The sequence below is a fragment of the Lederbergia galactosidilytica genome, assembly GCF_017873565.1.
GTDB lineage: Bacteria > Bacillota > Bacilli > Bacillales > Bacillaceae_C > Lederbergia > Lederbergia galactosidilytica.
Genome location: NZ_JAGGKH010000002.1, coordinates 64,014 through 82,069 on the forward strand (window position 1 = coordinate 64,014; position 18,056 = coordinate 82,069).

Annotated in this window: 18 protein-coding genes; 3 read left to right on the plus strand and 15 right to left on the minus strand. The window is 36.7% G+C overall.

Annotation, left to right across the window (positions count from 1 at the left end):
* Positions 1-48: 48 nt before the first annotated feature.
* The 7 genes from J2Z23_RS02205 to J2Z23_RS02235 form a co-directional block, all read right to left on the minus strand.
* Entirely contained in the window at positions 49-1,194 is a 1,146-nt protein-coding gene (locus tag J2Z23_RS02205; protein ID WP_057988873.1) for an acetylornithine transaminase, read from the minus strand.
* Positions 1,191-1,976: an acetylglutamate kinase gene (argB, locus tag J2Z23_RS02210; protein WP_057988875.1), complete on the minus strand. Its 786-nt coding sequence runs from the start codon at positions 1,974-1,976 to the stop codon at positions 1,191-1,193. Before argB ends, J2Z23_RS02205 begins: the two co-directional genes overlap by 4 nt.
* Positions 1,977-1,992: 16 nt before the next feature.
* Complete coding sequence (argJ, locus tag J2Z23_RS02215) at positions 1,993-3,222, minus strand: bifunctional glutamate N-acetyltransferase/amino-acid acetyltransferase ArgJ (RefSeq protein WP_057988878.1); 1,230 nt, start codon at positions 3,220-3,222, stop codon at positions 1,993-1,995.
* Between the two features lie 25 nt (positions 3,223-3,247).
* Positions 3,248-4,282, minus strand: a complete 1,035-nt coding sequence (gene argC, locus J2Z23_RS02220; protein ID WP_057988879.1) for an N-acetyl-gamma-glutamyl-phosphate reductase — start codon at positions 4,280-4,282, stop codon at positions 3,248-3,250.
* Between the two features lie 276 nt (positions 4,283-4,558).
* Positions 4,559-7,000 carry a DNA topoisomerase IV subunit A gene (gene parC / locus J2Z23_RS02225; RefSeq protein WP_057988881.1) on the minus strand — a complete coding sequence of 814 codons (2,442 nt, stop codon included), beginning with the start codon at positions 6,998-7,000 and terminating at the stop codon, positions 4,559-4,561.
* Positions 6,997-8,979: a DNA topoisomerase IV subunit B gene (parE, locus tag J2Z23_RS02230; RefSeq protein WP_057988883.1), complete on the minus strand. Its 1,983-nt coding sequence runs from the start codon at positions 8,977-8,979 to the stop codon at positions 6,997-6,999. The genes parC and parE overlap by 4 nt, the downstream gene beginning before the upstream one ends.
* 209 nt (positions 8,980-9,188) lie before the next feature.
* Positions 9,189-9,608, minus strand: coding sequence for a CoA-binding protein (locus J2Z23_RS02235; protein ID WP_057988885.1), 420 nt, complete (start codon positions 9,606-9,608; stop codon positions 9,189-9,191).
* Between the two features lie 190 nt (positions 9,609-9,798).
* On the opposite strand from J2Z23_RS02235, the gene plsY reads away from it, so the two are divergent.
* On the plus strand, positions 9,799-10,392 hold the full coding sequence (plsY, locus tag J2Z23_RS02240; RefSeq protein WP_057988887.1) for a glycerol-3-phosphate 1-O-acyltransferase PlsY: 594 nt from the start codon (positions 9,799-9,801) through the stop codon (positions 10,390-10,392).
* A gap of 103 nt (positions 10,393-10,495) precedes the next feature.
* Positions 10,496-11,635: a CapA family protein gene (locus J2Z23_RS02245; RefSeq protein ID WP_238482576.1), complete on the plus strand. Its 1,140-nt coding sequence runs from the start codon at positions 10,496-10,498 to the stop codon at positions 11,633-11,635.
* Positions 11,636-11,773: 138 nt separating this feature from the next.
* Here J2Z23_RS02245 and J2Z23_RS02250 read toward each other — a convergent pair whose 3' ends face one another.
* The 7 genes from J2Z23_RS02250 to acnA form a co-directional block, all read right to left on the minus strand.
* Positions 11,774-12,061 carry a HesB/YadR/YfhF family protein gene (locus tag J2Z23_RS02250; RefSeq protein WP_057988889.1) on the minus strand — a complete coding sequence of 96 codons (288 nt, stop codon included), beginning with the start codon at positions 12,059-12,061 and terminating at the stop codon, positions 11,774-11,776.
* Between the two features lie 22 nt (positions 12,062-12,083).
* Entirely contained in the window at positions 12,084-12,392 is a 309-nt protein-coding gene (locus J2Z23_RS02255; protein ID WP_057988891.1) for a hypothetical protein, read from the minus strand.
* Entirely contained in the window at positions 12,393-12,833 is a 441-nt protein-coding gene (locus J2Z23_RS02260) for an acyl-CoA thioesterase (RefSeq protein WP_057988893.1), read from the minus strand. It lies immediately after the preceding gene.
* Positions 12,834-12,960: 127 nt separating this feature from the next.
* Positions 12,961-13,200 (minus strand): small acid-soluble spore protein Tlp, encoded by a 240-nt coding sequence (gene tlp, locus J2Z23_RS02265; protein WP_057988895.1) that lies wholly within the window; start codon positions 13,198-13,200, stop codon positions 12,961-12,963.
* 29 nt (positions 13,201-13,229) lie between these two features.
* Positions 13,230-13,373: an acid-soluble spore protein N gene (locus tag J2Z23_RS02270; RefSeq protein ID WP_057988897.1), complete on the minus strand. Its 144-nt coding sequence runs from the start codon at positions 13,371-13,373 to the stop codon at positions 13,230-13,232.
* A 58-nt stretch (positions 13,374-13,431) separates the two neighbouring features.
* Positions 13,432-13,560, minus strand: a complete 129-nt coding sequence (locus J2Z23_RS02275) for an FbpB family small basic protein (protein ID WP_082881278.1) — start codon at positions 13,558-13,560, stop codon at positions 13,432-13,434.
* A gap of 362 nt (positions 13,561-13,922) precedes the next feature.
* A complete protein-coding gene (acnA, locus tag J2Z23_RS02280; protein WP_057988899.1) occupies positions 13,923-16,640 on the minus strand; it encodes an aconitate hydratase AcnA in 2,718 nt (905 codons plus the stop codon).
* A gap of 394 nt (positions 16,641-17,034) precedes the next feature.
* Here acnA and J2Z23_RS02285 point away from each other — a divergent pair, with 394 nt between their 5' ends.
* Entirely contained in the window at positions 17,035-17,298 is a 264-nt protein-coding gene (locus tag J2Z23_RS02285; RefSeq protein WP_057988901.1) for a GlsB/YeaQ/YmgE family stress response membrane protein, read from the plus strand.
* 40 nt (positions 17,299-17,338) lie between these two features.
* On the opposite strand, the gene J2Z23_RS02290 is transcribed toward J2Z23_RS02285, so the two are convergent.
* Positions 17,339-17,983 carry a lytic transglycosylase domain-containing protein gene (locus tag J2Z23_RS02290; RefSeq protein ID WP_057988902.1) on the minus strand — a complete coding sequence of 215 codons (645 nt, stop codon included), beginning with the start codon at positions 17,981-17,983 and terminating at the stop codon, positions 17,339-17,341.
* Positions 17,984-18,056 lie beyond the last annotated feature (73 nt).

Consider the following 18,056-nt stretch of genomic DNA (forward strand, 5'->3'; position numbering starts at 1 on the left):
TTATAGTTAAAAATGGATTTTTATACATTTTAGCTTAAAAAAATCCCTTTATACAGTTTGTGTTAATGTTTGATTGATAAGTTCAATTGCCTCATCAACTTCGGCTTTAGTTACTGTTAATGGCGGGAGAAGACGTAAAACATTTGGCCCCGCATTTAAAACAATTAATCCCGATTTTCTAAGTTCAGCCATTAAGGGGGCTACTTCCTCAGAAAACTCTATACCAACCATAAGTCCCTTGTGGCGAATGGTCTTAAACGTTTGGCAATTTACCAATATTTCTTTCAATTTCGCTACTAAATAATCACTTTTCTCAGTCACATCTTTAAGAAAATTTGCTTGGAAAATAAGTTCCAATGTTTTCTTAGCGGCAGACATCGCCAGTGGATTACCACCAAATGTAGAACCGTGACTTCCTGGTGTAAAAGCCTCTGTTAATTTTTCTTTACCAACGATAGCGCCAACAGGTATTCCATTTCCAAGCCCTTTTGCTAAAGTTATAATATCTGGAGAGATAGAATAATGTTGATATGCAAAAGGTTTGCCTGTTCTTCCAATCCCTGTCTGTACCTCATCGATGATCAATAATGCACCATATTCTTTACATATTTTCTCTACCGCTTGTAAAAATTCTTCGGTAGCTGGATGAACGCCACCTTCTCCTTGAATAACTTCGAGCATCACAGCCGCTGTTTCTTGATCAATCTCTTTTTCCAATGCTTCAATATTATTGAATGGGATATGGACAAATGTTTCTAGCATGTTACCGAATCCTTGTTTCACTTTATCTTGACCTGTTGCAGCCATTGTCGCAAATGTGCGTCCGTGAAAGGATTGATAAAATGTAATGACCTTTGTTTTCCCTGTATATTTACGAGCTAATTTTATCGCAGCTTCATTGGCTTCAGCCCCGCTATTACAAAAGAAAACCGCATTTCCTGCAGAATTATTTGTGAGTTGTTCTGCTACCTTTTCTTGTAAAGAGCTTTTAAATAAATTGGAAGTATGCCATAAAGTATTAGCCTGATCTGTTAAAGCTGCTACAACTTCTGGGTGACAATGACCTAAATTACAAACACCAATCCCTGATGTGAAATCCAAGTATGTTTTTTCGTTTATATCAATAACTTTCGTCCCTTTACCAGCTACTAGTTCTAAATCCCATCGGCCGTAATTTTCAAATAAATAGGTCATCCAAAGCTCACCACTTTCTGTTCTTTTAAAATCGTTGTCCCAATAAATTGCCCTTTTTTATATAATGGAGATTTCCCACTGACAATCATAACGCGGTTCATTCCTCCTTCAAGGCTTTTGAGAGCGGCTAATACTTTCGGGATCATTCCCCCTGTAATAACCCCCTCTTCAATAAGAGAATGGACTTCATTTTGAGAAACAGTCTCTATAACTTGTTGATCTTTTAAAATCCCCGGTACATCTGTAACAAATAAAATCTTTTCAGCACTCATAGCTACCGCGATCGCTGCTGCTGCAGAATCTGCATTAACATTATAATATTCATTCGAATTTTCACTAATCGCAATGGGTGAAATGACAGGAATTAGATTCATAGAAAGTAATTTAAGTAATAACTCTCGATTGATAGTTGTTACTTCACCGACAAGACCTAGATTCTCAAAGTCTTTTGCTTCGGCTTGAATTAGTCCGCTGTCAGATCCAGTCATTCCAATTGCGGAGATCCCATAGGTATGCATGGAACGAACTAGTTTATTTGTAATACTTCCAGATAAAACCATTTCTACAACTTCCATTACTTCCGGAGTTGTTTTTCTTAAACCATTAATAAACTCTGACTGTATTTGTAAATTCTCTAGTAGACGATTAATAGCTGGTCCTCCACCATGGACGATAATGGGCTTAAATCCATTTTCTTGCATTTGTTTTATATCCATGAAGAATTTATCAGATAGGTCATCAATCATGCTGCCACCGCATTTGATGACAATAATTTTTTCCATTTTGATTTCCCTCCAATTATGTGCGGTAACTAGCATTGATGCGGACATAATCATAGGTAAGATCACAGCCCCATGCTTTACCAGAACCATTCCCCATATTTAAATTGATATTAATTTCGACCTTTTCATTATCTAAATACTGACTTAATAATTTTTCACTATAATTAGCTGGTTCACTTTTTGAAAGAAGTGCATATGGCCCAATAGCGATATCAATAGTATGCGGGTCTAAAGTAATTCCGCTTCTCCCGATTGCCATCATTAGCCGTCCCCAATTCGGATCAGAACCATAGACCATCGTTTTCACCAGATCTGAACCTACTACGGTTTTGGCACATTTTCCAGCATCAGCAGAAGAAATTGCCCCTTTAACCTTTACCTCTATTAATTTTGTTGCACCTTCTCCGTCTTTCGCAATCATAATCGCAAGTTCTTCACAAACTTGTTTTAATAATTGTTTGAACGTTTCCCATTCCTGATGGGTCGGTGAAAGTGGCTTGTTTTCTGCTAAACCATTCGCCATTACAAGCACCATATCATTTGTAGATGTATCTCCATCAACAGTAATTCGATTGAAAGTTTCATTTGTAATATCTCTCAGAGCTGTTTGTAAGTGGGGATGGGAAATATTAGCATCAGTCGTTATAAATCCAAGCATTGTTGCCATATTAGGAGCAATCATTCCCGATCCTTTTGCCGATCCCCCCATAGTAATCCTCTTGCCATCAATATAAGTTTCATAACAAGTAGATTTCATACAAGTATCTGTCGTTAAAATAGATTCATTAAAATCATATGCTGCCTGATTAGTTTTTTTAGGGGTAATGCTATCAATCCCAGGAATAATTTTATCCATCGGCATTTTTTCACCTATTACACCTGTAGATGCGACTGCAACTAAATGATCTTGGATAGAAAAACGTTTTGAAACAGATTTTTTCATCGTTTCCGCATCCAAATATCCTTGCTTTCCCATACATGCATTTGCATTCCCGCTATTAATGACAACCGCTTGAATCTTGCCTTCTTTCGCTATACTTTCTTTTGTAACTAGGAGAGGAGCAGCAATAATTTGATTCAGCGTATAAACAGCAGCTGCCTCTGCAGGAACCTCACTATATAAAACTCCTAAATCATTTCTTTTACGCTTTACCTTCGTGTGAAGACCGGCGGCAGAATAACCTTGAGGTGATACAATACTCCCCTCTGTTACTTTAGAAATCGGCTGTTTACTAGCTATCTTCATTTTGAACACTCCTCTAAAAACTGATCTATGGATATACAGGACTGAATTGAAGTCCCAATGTTTCATCAAACCCGAACATAATATTTGCATTCTGAACTGCTTGACTAGCAGCTCCTTTCATTAAATTATCAATCACTGAGACAATCGTTACCCTGGAAGTTCGTTCATCAAAATCTAGTCCGATATCGCAATAGTTAGAACCCGCCACTTCTTTTGTTGTCGGGAAATTACCTAACTTTCTCAATCTAATAAAGGGCTCATCTGAATAGGATTGTTGGTAAATATCCCATATTTCTTCCTTCGTTATGTTGGTATCTATATTTCCGTATATCGTCGCCATAATTCCTCTTGTCATCGGTATTAAATGTGTTTGAAATGTAATAGGAGCTACATAACCTAAACTTTCTAACATTTGTTCAATTTCTGGTATGTGTTGATGTTGATTTACTTTATAAACTTTTAAATTTTCATTTAATTCACTGTAGATGGTGGCTAAGCTCGCTGATTGCCCTGCACCAGAAACACCAGATTTAGCATCGATGATGATTGAATTCTCCGTTAGTAACCCTTTCTTCACTAATGGCGCGAGCCCCAATAAGGTAGCAGTAGGATAACACCCTGGATTTGAAATGAATTTTGCACCCTTTACTTTTTCTCGATTCAGTTCTGGTAAAGAATAGATGGCCTCTTCTAGCCAAAATCGATCAGCTGCTTTTTTCTTGTACCATTGTTCATATTTCATTTGATTTTTAATACGGAAATCTCCAGATAAGTCAATGACTGAACAGCCTTGCTCTACAAGCTCTGGGGCTAATTTAGAAGAAATTCCTGATGGTGTAGCTAAAAAGATAAGATCTGTTTCTTCCGCCATTTTTTTGGGATTTATCTCTTCTAACTTTTGTGGGAATAACCCAGTTAAATGGGCATAATGTTCGTCTATGTTTTTCCCCTGTTGTGATGAGGTGTATAAAGATGTAATCGAGAATTCTGGATGTGCCTGCAATATCCTTAATAATTCTGCTCCTCCATAACCTGTCGCACCCACAATTCCTATTTTCATTAGTTTCACTCCTATAAATTCGTCCGCAACTGTATATTTAAAGTATAACTTACAATGTTTATATTCAGCTAATCTGTGTCTTTATCTTGATAATCTTGAACTTTATTGGATATTTATTATTATACTGTGAATAAAAATAAATACAATAGTATATTTATAACTTTCTTGAAAAAATATCTTTTTTTACTTATCTTTTCCTGATCTATTTATCAATAGAAAAAAGACATCAAGCACACTTAATTATAATGTACTTGATGTCTTAAAATTCCCAGGATACTAATCGTCCTTGGAGCTGGTTTTTTTATAAAGAAGATTGGCTTTTCCATCTGTTTTCTCATCAATGACAAACGATCCATTTGAATACCGATCATTATACCTCAGGGTAGATACTGAGATTATTTCTTCTTTTCCATTCTCTGTCCTAATAATAAGTTCGTCTCGATCATCTACGATCTTCATGCCAATCAAACGATGGGGGTTATTTTTTAATTCTCTCAATGTAATTAGACCTCGTTTGGCTCTTGTGGCCCGCTCAAACTCGGCTAGGCGCATTTTCTTAATTGCTCCTCGCTGAGTGACAACACAGATTGCTTGTTCAGATGGCGAACGATCTGTTGAAGTATGATCAGCTCCAACGACGAAGTCACCTTCTTTTAAACTAATCGCTTTAACTCCTGCCGCTCTTGGCCCAACAATGCCTACCTCAGATTCGGGATACCAAAGAACATAACCTAAGTGTGTCGCAAAGATAAGGTCTTGCTGGCCATCCGTTAAAAAGATCTCAATTAACTCGTCTCCCTCCCTTATATTAATGGCAACAAGTGGTCTTGAATAACGCATCGCTTTATAGGATGCAAGGGAACTTTTCTTTACCATCCCATTTTTCGTCACAAACACAAGATTGGTTGCTTCCTCAAATTCTTTCACATGAATAACTTTAAGTATTTCTTCATCGCGTTCAATTGGGATAAGAGAAGCAATGTGCTGCCCCATGTCTTTCCACCTAATATCAGGCAATTCATGAACAGGGAAAAATAAATAATTCCCTTTATTCGTAAAGAGTAATAATGTATCTGTTGTATTTACTTCCTCTTGCAATAAAAGTCGATCTGTTTCTTTCATAGCTAGATCTTGACCATTGGAAGCAGCGAAAGAACGGAGACTCGTTCGTTTAATATAACCTTCTCTAGTCACAGTTGCGATCACATCTTCACTAGGGATCATCACTTCTAGATTTATTTTAATCTCAGAAATCTTTTCTTCAATAACTGTTCGTCGCTCATCTTGATACTTCTTTTTAATTTCTTTTAATTCCTTTTTGATTACCGATAATAATTTTTGCTCACTAGCAAGAATAGCAGATAACTTACTGATCGTTTGTAGTAGCTCTTCTGCCTCAGCTTGTAAAGCCGTGACATCGGTATTCGTTAAGCGATAAAGTTGCAATGAAACAATAGCTTCTGCCTGTTTTTCAGTAAAAGAGAATTTAGCGATTAAATTATCCTTCGCATTTCGTTTATCATTAGAAGCTCTAATGGTCGCGATCACTTCATCTAATACGGAAAGTGCCTTCATTAGTCCTTCGACAATATGATGTCTTTCCTTGGCTTTTTCAAGATCGAATCGAGAGCGATTAGTAATGACTTCCTTTTGATGGGCAATATAAGCATCTAACAAATCACATAGTCCCATTAATTTAGGGCGACGCTGATCAATTGCTACCATATTGAAGTTGTAATTCACCTGTAAATCACTATTTTTGAATAAGTAATTTAAAACACTCTCGGAATCGGCTTCTTTTTTTAATTCTATTACAATTCTTAATCCGGTTCGATCTGTTTCATCCCGGACCTCGGCGATTCCTTCAAGTTTGCGATCAATACGAAACTCATCCATTCTCTTGACAAGACTAGCTTTATTTACATCATAAGGGATTTCTGTAACAACAATCTGTTCCTTTCCTCCCCTGATGGTTTCAATCTCAGTTTTCGCTCGCACGATCACTCTTCCTCGACCTGTTTCATAGGCCTTCTTAATACCATCAACCCCCTGAATAATCCCGCCAGTTGGGAAATCAGGGCCTTTGATAGCTTTCATTAAATCTTCGACCTGAGAGGTCGGCTTTTCCATGCGCATGATAACTGCATCAATCACTTCACCTAGATGATGTGGTGGGATATCTGTAGCATAACCGGCAGAAATTCCAGTAGACCCATTGACAAGTAAATTGGGAAAACGAGCTGGGAGGACAATCGGTTCTGAAGAGGTATCATCAAAATTAGGAACAAAATCAACTGTTCGTTTTTCAATATCTCTTAAAAGCTCTGAAGAAACTTTTGATAATCTTGCTTCTGTATAACGCATTGCAGCAGCAGGGTCTCCATCAATACTTCCATTGTTTCCATGCATATCAACGAGCATATTGCGAACTTTCCATGATTGGCTCATTCTCACCATCGCATCATAGACTGAAGTATCGCCATGTGGATGGTAATTACCAATAACATTTCCGACTGTTTTAGCTGATTTCCGAAAGCCTTTTTCAGATGTATTACCTTCCATATGCATGGCATACAAAATACGTCGTTGAACTGGTTTTAATCCATCCCTTGCATCCGGTAATGCTCGGTCTTGAATAATATATTTACTATATCTACCAAAGCGGTCGCCAATGACTTCTTCTAAAGCTAAATCTTGAAATTTTTCTTGAATACTCACGATAAACCAGGGCCTCCATCTACCATCAAATTATCATTTTCTAAGATACTATGGTCTTCTTCTAAACCAAACTGAACATTATTTTCAATCCATTTTCGACGTGGTTCTACTTTGTCACCCATCAATGTTGTTACTCTTCTTTCAGCCCGAGCAATATCATCAATCCGCACGCGAATTAGCGTTCTCGTATCTGGATTCATCGTTGTTTCCCATAATTGATCTGCATTCATTTCACCAAGACCCTTATATCTTTGCAACATATAACCTTTTCCAACCTTTTGGATCACACTATCCAATTCTTCATCTGTCCAAGCATATTCAATCTTTTCTTTTTTTCCGCTACCTTTACTTACTTTATAAAGGGGTGGAAGAGCAATGAACACTTTACCTGCTTCCATTAATGGTTTCATATAACGATAGAAGAATGTTAGTAATAATACTTGGATATGGGCTCCATCTGTATCAGCATCCGTCATAATGACGACTTTATCGTAATTTACATCTTCTAAATTAAAATCCGGTCCGACACCGGCACCAATCGTATGAATAATTGTATTAATCTCTTCATTTTTAAATATATCCTGTAGCTTAGCTTTTTCTGTGTTGATAACTTTTCCGCGTAAAGGAAGAACAGCTTGAAACTTACGATCCCGACCTTGTTTAGCCGAACCACCTGCTGAATCCCCCTCAACTAAATAAAGCTCGTTCTTTTGTGGATTACGGGATTGAGCTGGTGTTAACTTTCCAGAAAGGATTGTTTCCGTCTTACGGCGTTTTTTTCCGCTACGCGCTTCCTCGCGAGCTTTCCGAGCCGCTTCTCTTGCTTGAAAAGCTTTTATCGCTTTTTTAGTTAATAATGAACTTACATCATGGTTTTCTGCTAAAAAATAGGATAAATGTTCTGATATAACAGTATCCACCGCTGATCTAGCTTCTGCAGTTCCAAGTTTCCCTTTTGTTTGCCCCTCAAACTGAAGTTTTCCTTCTGGAACTTTAACTGAAATAATGGCAGCCAATCCTTCTCGTATATCTGATCCTTCAAGATTTTTGTCTTTTTCTTTCAATAAGCCCGTTTTTCTAGCATAATCATTGAACACTCTTGTCATGGCAGCCCTAGCTCCTGCTTCATGAGTGCCCCCATCCTTTGTTCTTACATTATTGACAAATGATAGCATATTTTCGGAAAATCCATCATTGAATTGAAACGAAAATTCTACTTCAATTTCATTCGCTTCACCTTCAAAATAGGCAACAGGATGCAAACTGTCTTTTTCCTCATTTAAATATTCAACAAAAGCTTCAATTCCATTCTCATACAAAAAAACATCTTTTTGATCAAAACGTTGATCAATGATTTCAATTTTCAAACCCTTTAATAAGAAGGCCGATTCTCTCAACCTTTCACATAAAGTATCATAATTAAATTCGGTTACACTAAAAATACTTGGATCTGGTTTAAACTGGATTTTCGTTCCATTTTGTTTGGTGGGTCCTAATTTTTCTAACGTTGTTTCCGGTTTACCGCCTTGATGGAACTTTTGTTCATAAATAAATCCATCCCGTTTAATAGTTACGATTAACCATTCTGATAAGGCATTTACCACAGAAGCACCTACTCCATGAAGTCCTCCACTTGTTTTATAACCACCTTGTCCAAATTTCCCTCCAGCATGCAGAACTGTAAGAATGACTTCTGTTGTTGGTCTTCCCGTATGGTGAATCCCTGTTGGCATTCCCCGACCTTTATCCTCTACACTGACACTCTGATCACGATGAAGTGTGATTATAATTTCATTTCCATAGCCGGCTAATGCCTCATCGACGGAATTGTCCACGATCTCATAAACAAGATGATGCAGTCCTCGTGCATCAGTTGAACCAATATACATTCCTGGACGTTTTCTAACGGCTTCTAGGCCTTCTAATACTTGTATAGAATCATCATTATATGCAAACTCTTTATTATTAAGCTTGGTCATACAATATTCCCCTTTCAAAACGGCACAAATAAGAAAATCGTGGAGGTATCTACTTTCATACCCCTTAACAAAACATACGTTCCCTTATCTATCGTATCATAATATAGCACATATGTCTTATAATATAACTGAATGATCGATTTTGGCAAATAGCTGTTAGTATTCAATGATTTACTTTATGTAAAAGAAAAATAAGCGCCACTTTGCGCTTATTTTTCTTTCGTCATTGCATGCTCCACTTTTATACAGCGATTCATGATAACAGTATATCCTTTTTCTGTTAAAAAGTCATAAGCTTCTTGGTTTTCAATACCGAGTTGGGCCCAAAATACGTCTGCATTAATCTCAGAAAAGTCTCTTGCAAGTTCTGGCAAATGTTCCGGCCGTCTAAAAATATTTACAATGTCAACATGTCCATTGATTTCCTTTAAGGAAGGAACCGCTTTTATACCAAAGACCTCGTCTACTGTGGGATTGACTGGAATGATTTCATAACCAGAATCTTTCATAGCTTTGGCTACCGAATAGGATGTTCGATTTGGTTGGTTACTTAAACCAACAACGGCAATTCTTTTCGCATTATGAAGAATTTCAGCAATTTGTCCACGATCTGGATTCTGAATGGACATACACAACCTCCTCAGCATTAGTACTACTTAAATGTTAATTTAATCCCGAGAAAGATTCAAGTGAAAGCGTCTGAAAGAAGGTTGCTAACGGAAAATTGTTTTTTCATTTACAGTTTCTTCATGGTACAATAAGTGAGCAGTGGTTGTCCCATCTGGACACATTTGACGCACTTTAAAAGGAGCTATGCCTATGCAATATGTATTCATACTTTTAGTGGCCTATTTAATTGGGTCCATCCCTTCCGGCTTGATTGTTGGTAAAGTATTTTATGGAATAGATATCCGAGAACATGGAAGTGGTAATCTTGGAGCAACAAATTCATTTCGAACTTTAGGAAAAAAAGCCGGAACAGTCGTTATTTTAGCGGATATTTTAAAAGGAACGGTAACGATTTTTTTACCAATGATGTTTGCAATTGATCTTCATTCATTAATCCCTGGAATCTTTGCTGTTATTGGTCATATGTTCCCTATTTTCGCTAAGTTTCGTGGAGGGAAAGCTGTTGCAACATCTGGAGGAATTTTATTAGGCTATGATGCAATTCTATTTATATCATTAGTAATTGTCTTTTTAATTAGCCTAAAGATTTCAAAATATGTTTCTTTGTCTTCGATTATTGTAGCAATTTTCGCGATTATATATGCATTAATCAAGATGCTGTTTACCCAGGATTACCTTTTATTTCTTGTCGTTATACTTTTAGCAGCTTTCGTTATTATTCGACATCGAGCCAACATCATAAGAATTCGAGATAAAACAGAACCTAAGGTGAAATGGCTATAAGATGAGATATTGATGAGAACAATGTTGATTCAATCTTTATTTCTTCAAAATCAAAACCTAGACTCATTACCAAAAATAATAAACTGGCAGAGGGGGGAGAGATTTGACAAGAAACAAAATATTCAAGTGGATGATCTCTCTTGCTTTTTTATTGATCGGTATTATTGGTTTATTGCTCTTGCAAACATTAATTTTTCCTTCTAACCAGAAAATAATGCTAAATGCTGAGAATACACTCCAACATACTCCTAAACACTTTGAAACAGAAGCTGTCATTGCAGGAATTGGTGATATTTTAATCCATGACACAGTTTATAATGAAGCTTTGACAGTGGATGATCAATATAATTTTGATCATTTGTTTAAACCCGTTTATTCATTGCTAAACAAGCCTGATTTCTTAATTGCCAATCAAGAATCTATCCCAGGTGGTACTGAGTTAGGAATTTCAAGTTACCCTAGTTTTAATAGTCCTCATGAAATTGTTGACGCTCTAATGAATGCCGGTGTCGATATGGTCACAACTGCAAATAACCATATGTTGGATAAGGGAGAAAACGGAATTTTAAGTGCCATAGGTTATTACGAAGAAAAAGATCTACCATACACAGGGACCTTTAAAAGTCCAGAAGACAAAAACACAATACGTATTGCCAACGTAAATGGAATTAAACTCGCTGTTTTAGCTTACTCCTATGGAACAAACGGTGTTCCTATTCCGGCGGATAAAGATTATTTGGTGAGTATGTTAGAGCCAAAGCAAGTCCTTCAAGATATTGACAAAGCTAAGGAAGAGTCAGATATCGTATTACTTGCTTTACATTGGGGTGACGAATATGCAAGAACACCTAATCAAACGCAGAAAGAGTTAGCTCACCAATTTATTGAGGCTGGAGCTGATATTATTTTTGGTCATCATCCTCATGTCTTACAACCAATTGAATGGATTGATAAACCTAACGGTGAAAAAGGACTTGTGGTCTATTCCTTAGGGAATTTTATCTCTGGCCAGAAAACAGAGAATCCCTATAAGGACCTTGGCGGAATGATAGAAGTTTCACTCAGAAAAAAAATAGATGGTAAAGGTAGCTACACAAAGATAAAAGATGTTGATTTCCATCCCACGTACACTTCAAGTACACAATTTAAAAATTATCGAGTTTATCCTATTGATGACGCAAAAAAAGAAGGCTTTACTCATTATACTCGAAGGGATTTAAAGCAATTCATGTTTCCTAAATAAAGCAGCGCTTATCTGCATTAATCAGATAAGCGCTGTTTTATTTAGAAACTTTATAACTAATGGGTAACTCAGTAAGACTTGTGGTCATGGTTGACTGACTTCTATTTCTCTATTTGTCCCTGAGTATTTTCTTCCATTTCATTGATAATTATATATTGGTTCATCTTGCTTTTCATCATAATCAACAATTAGATCATAGTTATCAAAATACCATATATCACGCATTTCGATAAAATAGGTTATCCCGTTTTTCTCCATTTCAATACCTGGATCCATGGGCTCTTCCTTATTCACTCCTAAAGAAAACCCTTGTTGGATAGGGCTTGATCCACCATATCGAACATAGAAACGTACATAGTCACCTGTATGTAAAAACATTTCCGATTCAAACCATTCTGCCGCTTTATCGGTTAATTTTATCTCCATTTCTAAGACCTCCACTCATGTATTATTCTATTTGTATTTTTCCTTTTACTTGATCAAGCAAACCTTCTTTTGCCAATACCTCTAGCTGTTTATCCCCAAGCAAATCAAAATGAGAATAACCATCTCTACGATGATGAATCCATCTTTCTTTTAATTGATATTTTTTGCCCCACTTAGCCAGTTTCGCTAGATCACAGCACCCGACTTTTGTAACAGAATTACAATCAGGAAAGCGATCATCTAGCCAATAATGTGTTAAAAACGCTATTTGTCCTTGATCAATTGCCTGTTTCCAGTTATTTAATTCGGTTTTGGTTATTCCAAAAGCCATTTATTGATTTCCTTCTAGTTCAGAATCTTTTTTTGCTTTCAAATAAGTAGTGTGCCAATCTGGATAAAGCTTACGGAGGGAAACAGGTTTAAAACTCTCTTTCTTCACACATACATGTTTTGAAAAGCCAGTTACGGCCAAATCCCTATCGTTTGTATAAATTTCATACCCATAAGTTGTCCTAAGCCCATTATATTCTTCAATCCATGTTCTTATTTTTACTGGTTGACCATATTTAACAGGCTTATGATAGGACACTTGAATGTCAACGACCGGAGCTAAAATTCCGTCCTCTTCCATTTCTGTATAACGGAATCCTAAATCCTCAATTAATTTTGTTCTTCCAATTTCCATCCACACAAGATAATTTGCATGGTATACGATGCCCATTTGATCTGTTTCTGCATATCGAACCTCTAAATTAGTTTCTGACACAAACATATGCTATCACCTTCTTTTTTCTTATGTTCATTCTATCACATTGCTTCATTTTCTAAAAAGAATATGGACTTAAATTAATGCTTCTAGCTAAAAAAAGAAACCGGCCTATAAGCCGGTTTCTTTTTTTTTACTCATATTGATTATCTTGGGCTGCCGCTTCATCTTTTAATTCTTCTCGCATGCCTTCGAGACTTTGTCGTCTTTTTTCATTTTTTCTGGATATATTCTCCCTTTGTTCACCATCGGAGAATTCCATTGTCTCTTCCGCTTCTTCCATATTGTCGATGGTATTGTGGATCATTTCTTGTAATTTCTCCACATTATCACTACGATCATCAGGTTTAGGTTGGTATTTATCGTTTGCCATAATAAAACACCCTTTCTCTCAATGTAATATTATTCCCCTTTAGTTTGTATTACATCAGGACTTTTATTTGTTTTATTGGCCATCTTTTTCCCTTTATTTGCATCAATTGCCACACTTTTTTCTCCAAGATGATCTGGGGTAAAGTTCTGTTGGCTATGTTTTGGTTTACTCATTTTTTCTCCCCCTTTCCATCATATCTTTAGCGAAAAGGGGGAGATTTATGAGAATTATTTATGCTCTTTTTGTGTGCTTTTCTTCCAATTTGGTTTCTATCTTCTCAAGTGCTTTAGAATCATTTATTAACGCTTGTTTATTTTCTTGTACAAGATCTAAGAAAGTTTTTCTATGCATTTTTCTCATTATGTATCACTCCTTCACAATGTACTATTGATACTATTTACCAAAAGGCGACTGACTAAACCAAATTTTCAAACTTTTTTGTATAGAAAAGGAATATTCACCTTGCATACAGGGAGGGCGGTCTAGATAAGATAGCTCCATGAGCTTGAAATGAGAAAATATTGACTTACACAGGTAGAAAAGAAAAGTTTGCACATCACTGAGCACTTGAACTAGCCAATATTAGCGAATTTTGTTCTTACCTATTCTTAAGTAAAAGAAAACACTTTGCCTAATTAATGGCAAAGTGTTTTCCAATGCAGGACCTCCTGAATTCCGCACTGCCCACAGGGCGTGGACCGTTTTTAGCGAGATCCTAAATATTATGCAAGCTTCCCACGAAGAACGAGCTGTAGAATGCCTCCATTACGGTAGTAGTCAATTTCTACTTCCGAATCAAAGCGAACCAATGCTTCAAAATCTTTCTTCGTTCCATCTTCGGCAACAGCTGTGACTTTGATAGTATCACGTGGTTTTACTGTTTCATCAACATGCACATTGATAACTTCTTTTCCAGTTAAGCCCAAAGTTTCCGCGTTTTCACCCTTTTTGAACTGTAATGGTAACACACCCATCATAGCTAAGTTCGAGCGGTGAATTCTTTCAAAACTTTCAGCAATAACAGTTTTAATACCTAAGAGGTTCGTTCCTTTTGCTGCCCAGTCACGAGATGAACCCATCCCATAATCCTTTCCAGCAAGAACAACTAAACCAGTATCATCTTCTTTGTAACGCATGCATGCATCATAAATGGGCATAATCTCATCTGTAGGCCAATAAGTTGTAAATCCACCTTCTGTACCTGGAGCAATTTGGTTACGGATGCGAATATTAGCAAATGTTCCGCGCATCATAACTTCATGGTTACCACGACGAGAACCATAAGAGTTAAAATCACGTGGTTTTACACCTTTTTCTATTAAATATTTTCCAGCTGGTGTATCTTTACCAATTGCTCCGGCTGGAGAGATATGATCCGTTGTAACGGAATCTCCAAATTTGCCAACAACTCTTAATCCTGTAAGTGGTTGAACTGTCTCTAAGTCATTAGACAAATCTTCAAAGAATGGCGGATTTTGGATGTAAGTTGAATCATTATTCCATTTATAGAGTGGATCATTGCTTGTTTTAATTTCATTCCAACGCTTGTTATCATCGAAAACATGTTCATATTCTTTACGGAATAGTTCTGGTGTAACGGTATTACGTACAGCTTCAGCTATTTCCTCTTTTGATGGCCAAATATCTTTCATGAACACATCATTTCCATCTTGATCTTTTCCAAGTGGTTCATTATTAAGATCAATATCAACCGTACCTGCAAGTGCATATGCCACAACAAGTGGAGGTGAAGCTAGATAGTTCCCTCTCACAAGTGGGTGAATGCGTCCTTCAAAGTTACGGTTTCCTGATAGAACAGAAGTAACAAGTAAATCACTATCCATAATTGTCTTTTCAATTTCTTCTTTCAAAGGTCCTGAATTTCCGATACAGGTTGTACATCCGTAACCTACTAGGTCGAAACCTAATTTTGACAGAAACGGCATTAGGCCAGCATCACGTAAGTAACCAGTTACAACTTTGGAACCAGGAGCTAGAGATGTTTTGACATACTTCGGTACTTCCAAACCTTTTTCAACCGCTTTTTTCGCAAGTAATCCTGCACCAAGCATCACGTATGGATTTGACGTATTTGTACAACTTGTAATCGCCGCGATGGCTACGGCACCTGTCTTCATTGTAACTTCATCGCCATTATTAAATTTAACTGTTGCTTCTTTATCAATTTCTTTCGCAGTTAAACCAAAGCCTTGATTTCCGGCAGGAGCCTGAAGTGCATCCTCAAAAGAAGTTTTCATCTTCGATAGCGGAATCAAATCTTGAGGTCGTTTTGGTCCTGAAAGATTCGCTTCGATTTCCGATAGGTCCAATTCTACAATATCTTTGTATACTGGGTCTTCCTTATCAACTGTGAAAAACATATCATTTTCTTTTAAGTATGTTTCAACAAGTTGAATTTGCTCTTCAGGGCGACCAGTAAGACGTAAATAATTTAAAGTTTCATCATCTACAGGGAAAAATCCACATGTAGCACCATATTCTGGAGCCATATTAGCAATAGTTGCACGATCTGCTAATGGTAAACTAGATACTCCAGGGCCATAAAATTCAACAAATTTCCCAACAACCCCATGTGAACGAAGGACCTGCGTAACTTTTAAGGCCAAATCAGTTGCTGTTGCTCCATTTGGTAACTCACCAGTTAATTTGACTCCAACCACTTCTGGAATTGGAAAATAAGATGGTTGACCAAGCATTCCTGCTTCAGCCTCAATTCCGCCTACACCCCAACCAAGTACACCAACGCCATTTATCATAGTTGTATGTGAGTCTGTTCCGACGAGCGTATCTGGATATGCATCAAAATCTCCATCTGGTGTTTCAATAGCATGTACAACATTTGCAAGATACTCAAGATTCACTTGGTGAACAATACCTGTAGCAGGTGGTACAGCTCGGTAGTTTTCAAATGCTTTTTGTGCCCAGCTTAAAAATTCATACCGCTCAGCATTTCTTTCGAATTCAAAGTCCATATTTGTTTGTAACGCTTCAGGTGTTCCATAAGAGTCTACCTGTACAGAGTGGTCAATAACAAGATCTACGGGAATTTCAGGATTAATCTTTTCAGCATCCCCGCCCATATCAGACATTGCTTTTCTAAGTGAAGCAAGGTCCACTACAGCTGGAACTCCAGTAAAATCTTGCAAAATAACACGGGATGGTTTAAATGGAACTTCTCCTGTAACTTCGCTTTCTTCAGACCATTTTGCTAGATCTTCTACATGTGATTGTTTGATTACTCGTCCATCCATTTGGCGAAGTACAGATTCTAACAATACCTTAATAGAGTAAGGTAATCTGCCTACTTTTGCCACACCAGCTTCATCTAAAGCTGATAACCGGTAATAATTATACCGTTTACCATTTAATTCAAAGGAAGAACGCGCTTTAAAAACATCATTTTTCGATTGTTTTCCCACAAGAATACCCCCATTTCCAAATTACCAAACCTACTTGTATAAATAGGTTTCCAACCTCCAATTTTTCCTCAATATTATCTTATAATAATTATTGTTATAAGTAAATATTAAGAAAGTTATGGTTTTCAATAAATAAAACTTATGACTTCATAAAATTGTTAATATCCAAGCCATTGTTCATCATATCAAAAAAGAGTTGGGAATGAAATAAAAATGATTATTTTGGGAATACTATAAATTTATCTATATTAATGGCTGAGAGTTAAGGAGTTAAGACCTACATTAAAAAGGAAGATTATTTTCAAATTCTTCCAATATGTTTATCATCAACCTTTTCGGTAATAATAAAAACAAGTTCTTAATTATAACTAACATTTCAAAGGAGATGAATATAATGAGCTTTCTTTTATATCTTATTATCGGTGGGATTATCGGTTGGATTGCAAGCCTAATCCTTGGAAGGAATATCCCAGGAGGGATCATTGGAAATATAATCGCTGGTATTATTGGGGCTTGGATTGGTGGAGCTTTGCTTGGAGACTGGGGACCACAGGTGGCCGGAATGGCGATCGTACCAGCCTTAATCGGATCATTGATTCTTGTCTTTATTATGAGTTTAATTCTCGGAGCTGTATCTAAGGGAAGAGACAATGCCTAAGTAGACAAAAAAACCAGGAGTTATTAAGCTCCTGGTTTTTTTATGGTTGCTCATTATCTTCCGCCTTATATTTTTCTTCATATAAATTCATGTAGTAAAGTACATCTTCAACATATTGGTCACTATGATTATAAGTAAAAATCGCCTTTTCAAATTCTCCCTTTGCAGCTCCTGAATGGGCTAAAAAATTAGCTGCACTAAAAATCGCATCTTCTATATCCCAGGGATCTGCTTTTCCATCACCATTCGCATCTATACCATAACCGTTATACTTTTTTATAATATTGGGATCTACTTTGTCTTTTTCCGGGATATCTCCCTCCCCCAGACCATCACAACTTGGATGAGCCCAACCAACAAATGTACATGGCATAAATTGCATCGGTCCTTCAGCACCCGCAGGTGATAGCATAGGATCCATAGTAGAAAAAATTGTTTCTACTCTATGATGAGCAGCTAATAAATACCAAGGAACACCGAACTCCTCCTCAGCCGCTTTATAAATTGGAATAAATTCTTCTGGTATAAGTGGTTGCTCAATCCTTTGATTGTTTTCGCTAAACAAATGACCAATATAAAAAATCATTGCAAAAAATAAGGTGAAAGGGATCAGGACAACCAGTAACACAATTCTCCTTCTAAATGATTGCTTTGTCTTTTTTTTCTTTTTATAAACTTTGTTCAACCAAGTATTCTCCTTATCATAGTTCGTAATTTAAATGAAAGTAACATGTTGTTAAAAACAGAACTATAAAGCG

Excerpts from the sequence above, each read along its gene's own strand:
- J2Z23_RS02260 (WP_057988893.1), bottom strand. The coding sequence starts at position 12,833 with ATGTTTGTGTCAGAAACTAATTTAGAGGTTCGATATGCAGAAACAGAT.
- J2Z23_RS02205 (WP_057988873.1), bottom strand. The coding sequence starts at position 1,194 with ATGACCTATTTATTTGAAAATTACGGCCGATGGGATTTAGAACTAGTA.
- argC (WP_057988879.1), bottom strand. The coding sequence starts at position 4,282 with ATGAAAATAGGAATTGTGGGTGCGACAGGTTATGGAGGAGCAGAATTA.
- J2Z23_RS02270 (WP_057988897.1), bottom strand. The coding sequence starts at position 13,373 with ATGAGTAAACCAAAACATAGCCAACAGAACTTTACCCCAGATCATCTT.
- parE (WP_057988883.1), bottom strand. The coding sequence starts at position 8,979 with ATGACCAAGCTTAATAATAAAGAGTTTGCATATAATGATGATTCTATA.
- J2Z23_RS02285 (WP_057988901.1), top strand. The coding sequence starts at position 17,035 with ATGAGCTTTCTTTTATATCTTATTATCGGTGGGATTATCGGTTGGATT.
- J2Z23_RS02255 (WP_057988891.1), bottom strand. The coding sequence starts at position 12,392 with ATGGCTTTTGGAATAACCAAAACCGAATTAAATAACTGGAAACAGGCA.
- J2Z23_RS02235 (WP_057988885.1), bottom strand. The coding sequence starts at position 9,608 with ATGTCCATTCAGAATCCAGATCGTGGACAAATTGCTGAAATTCTTCAT.
- J2Z23_RS02250 (WP_057988889.1), bottom strand. The coding sequence starts at position 12,061 with ATGGAGATAAAATTAACCGATAAAGCGGCAGAATGGTTTGAATCGGAA.
- plsY (WP_057988887.1), top strand. The coding sequence starts at position 9,799 with ATGCAATATGTATTCATACTTTTAGTGGCCTATTTAATTGGGTCCATC.
- tlp (WP_057988895.1), bottom strand. The coding sequence starts at position 13,200 with ATGGCAAACGATAAATACCAACCTAAACCTGATGATCGTAGTGATAAT.
- J2Z23_RS02275 (WP_082881278.1), bottom strand. The coding sequence starts at position 13,560 with ATGAGAAAAATGCATAGAAAAACTTTCTTAGATCTTGTACAAGAAAAT.
- argB (WP_057988875.1), bottom strand. The coding sequence starts at position 1,976 with ATGGAAAAAATTATTGTCATCAAATGCGGTGGCAGCATGATTGATGAC.
- argJ (WP_057988878.1), bottom strand. The coding sequence starts at position 3,222 with ATGAAGATAGCTAGTAAACAGCCGATTTCTAAAGTAACAGAGGGGAGT.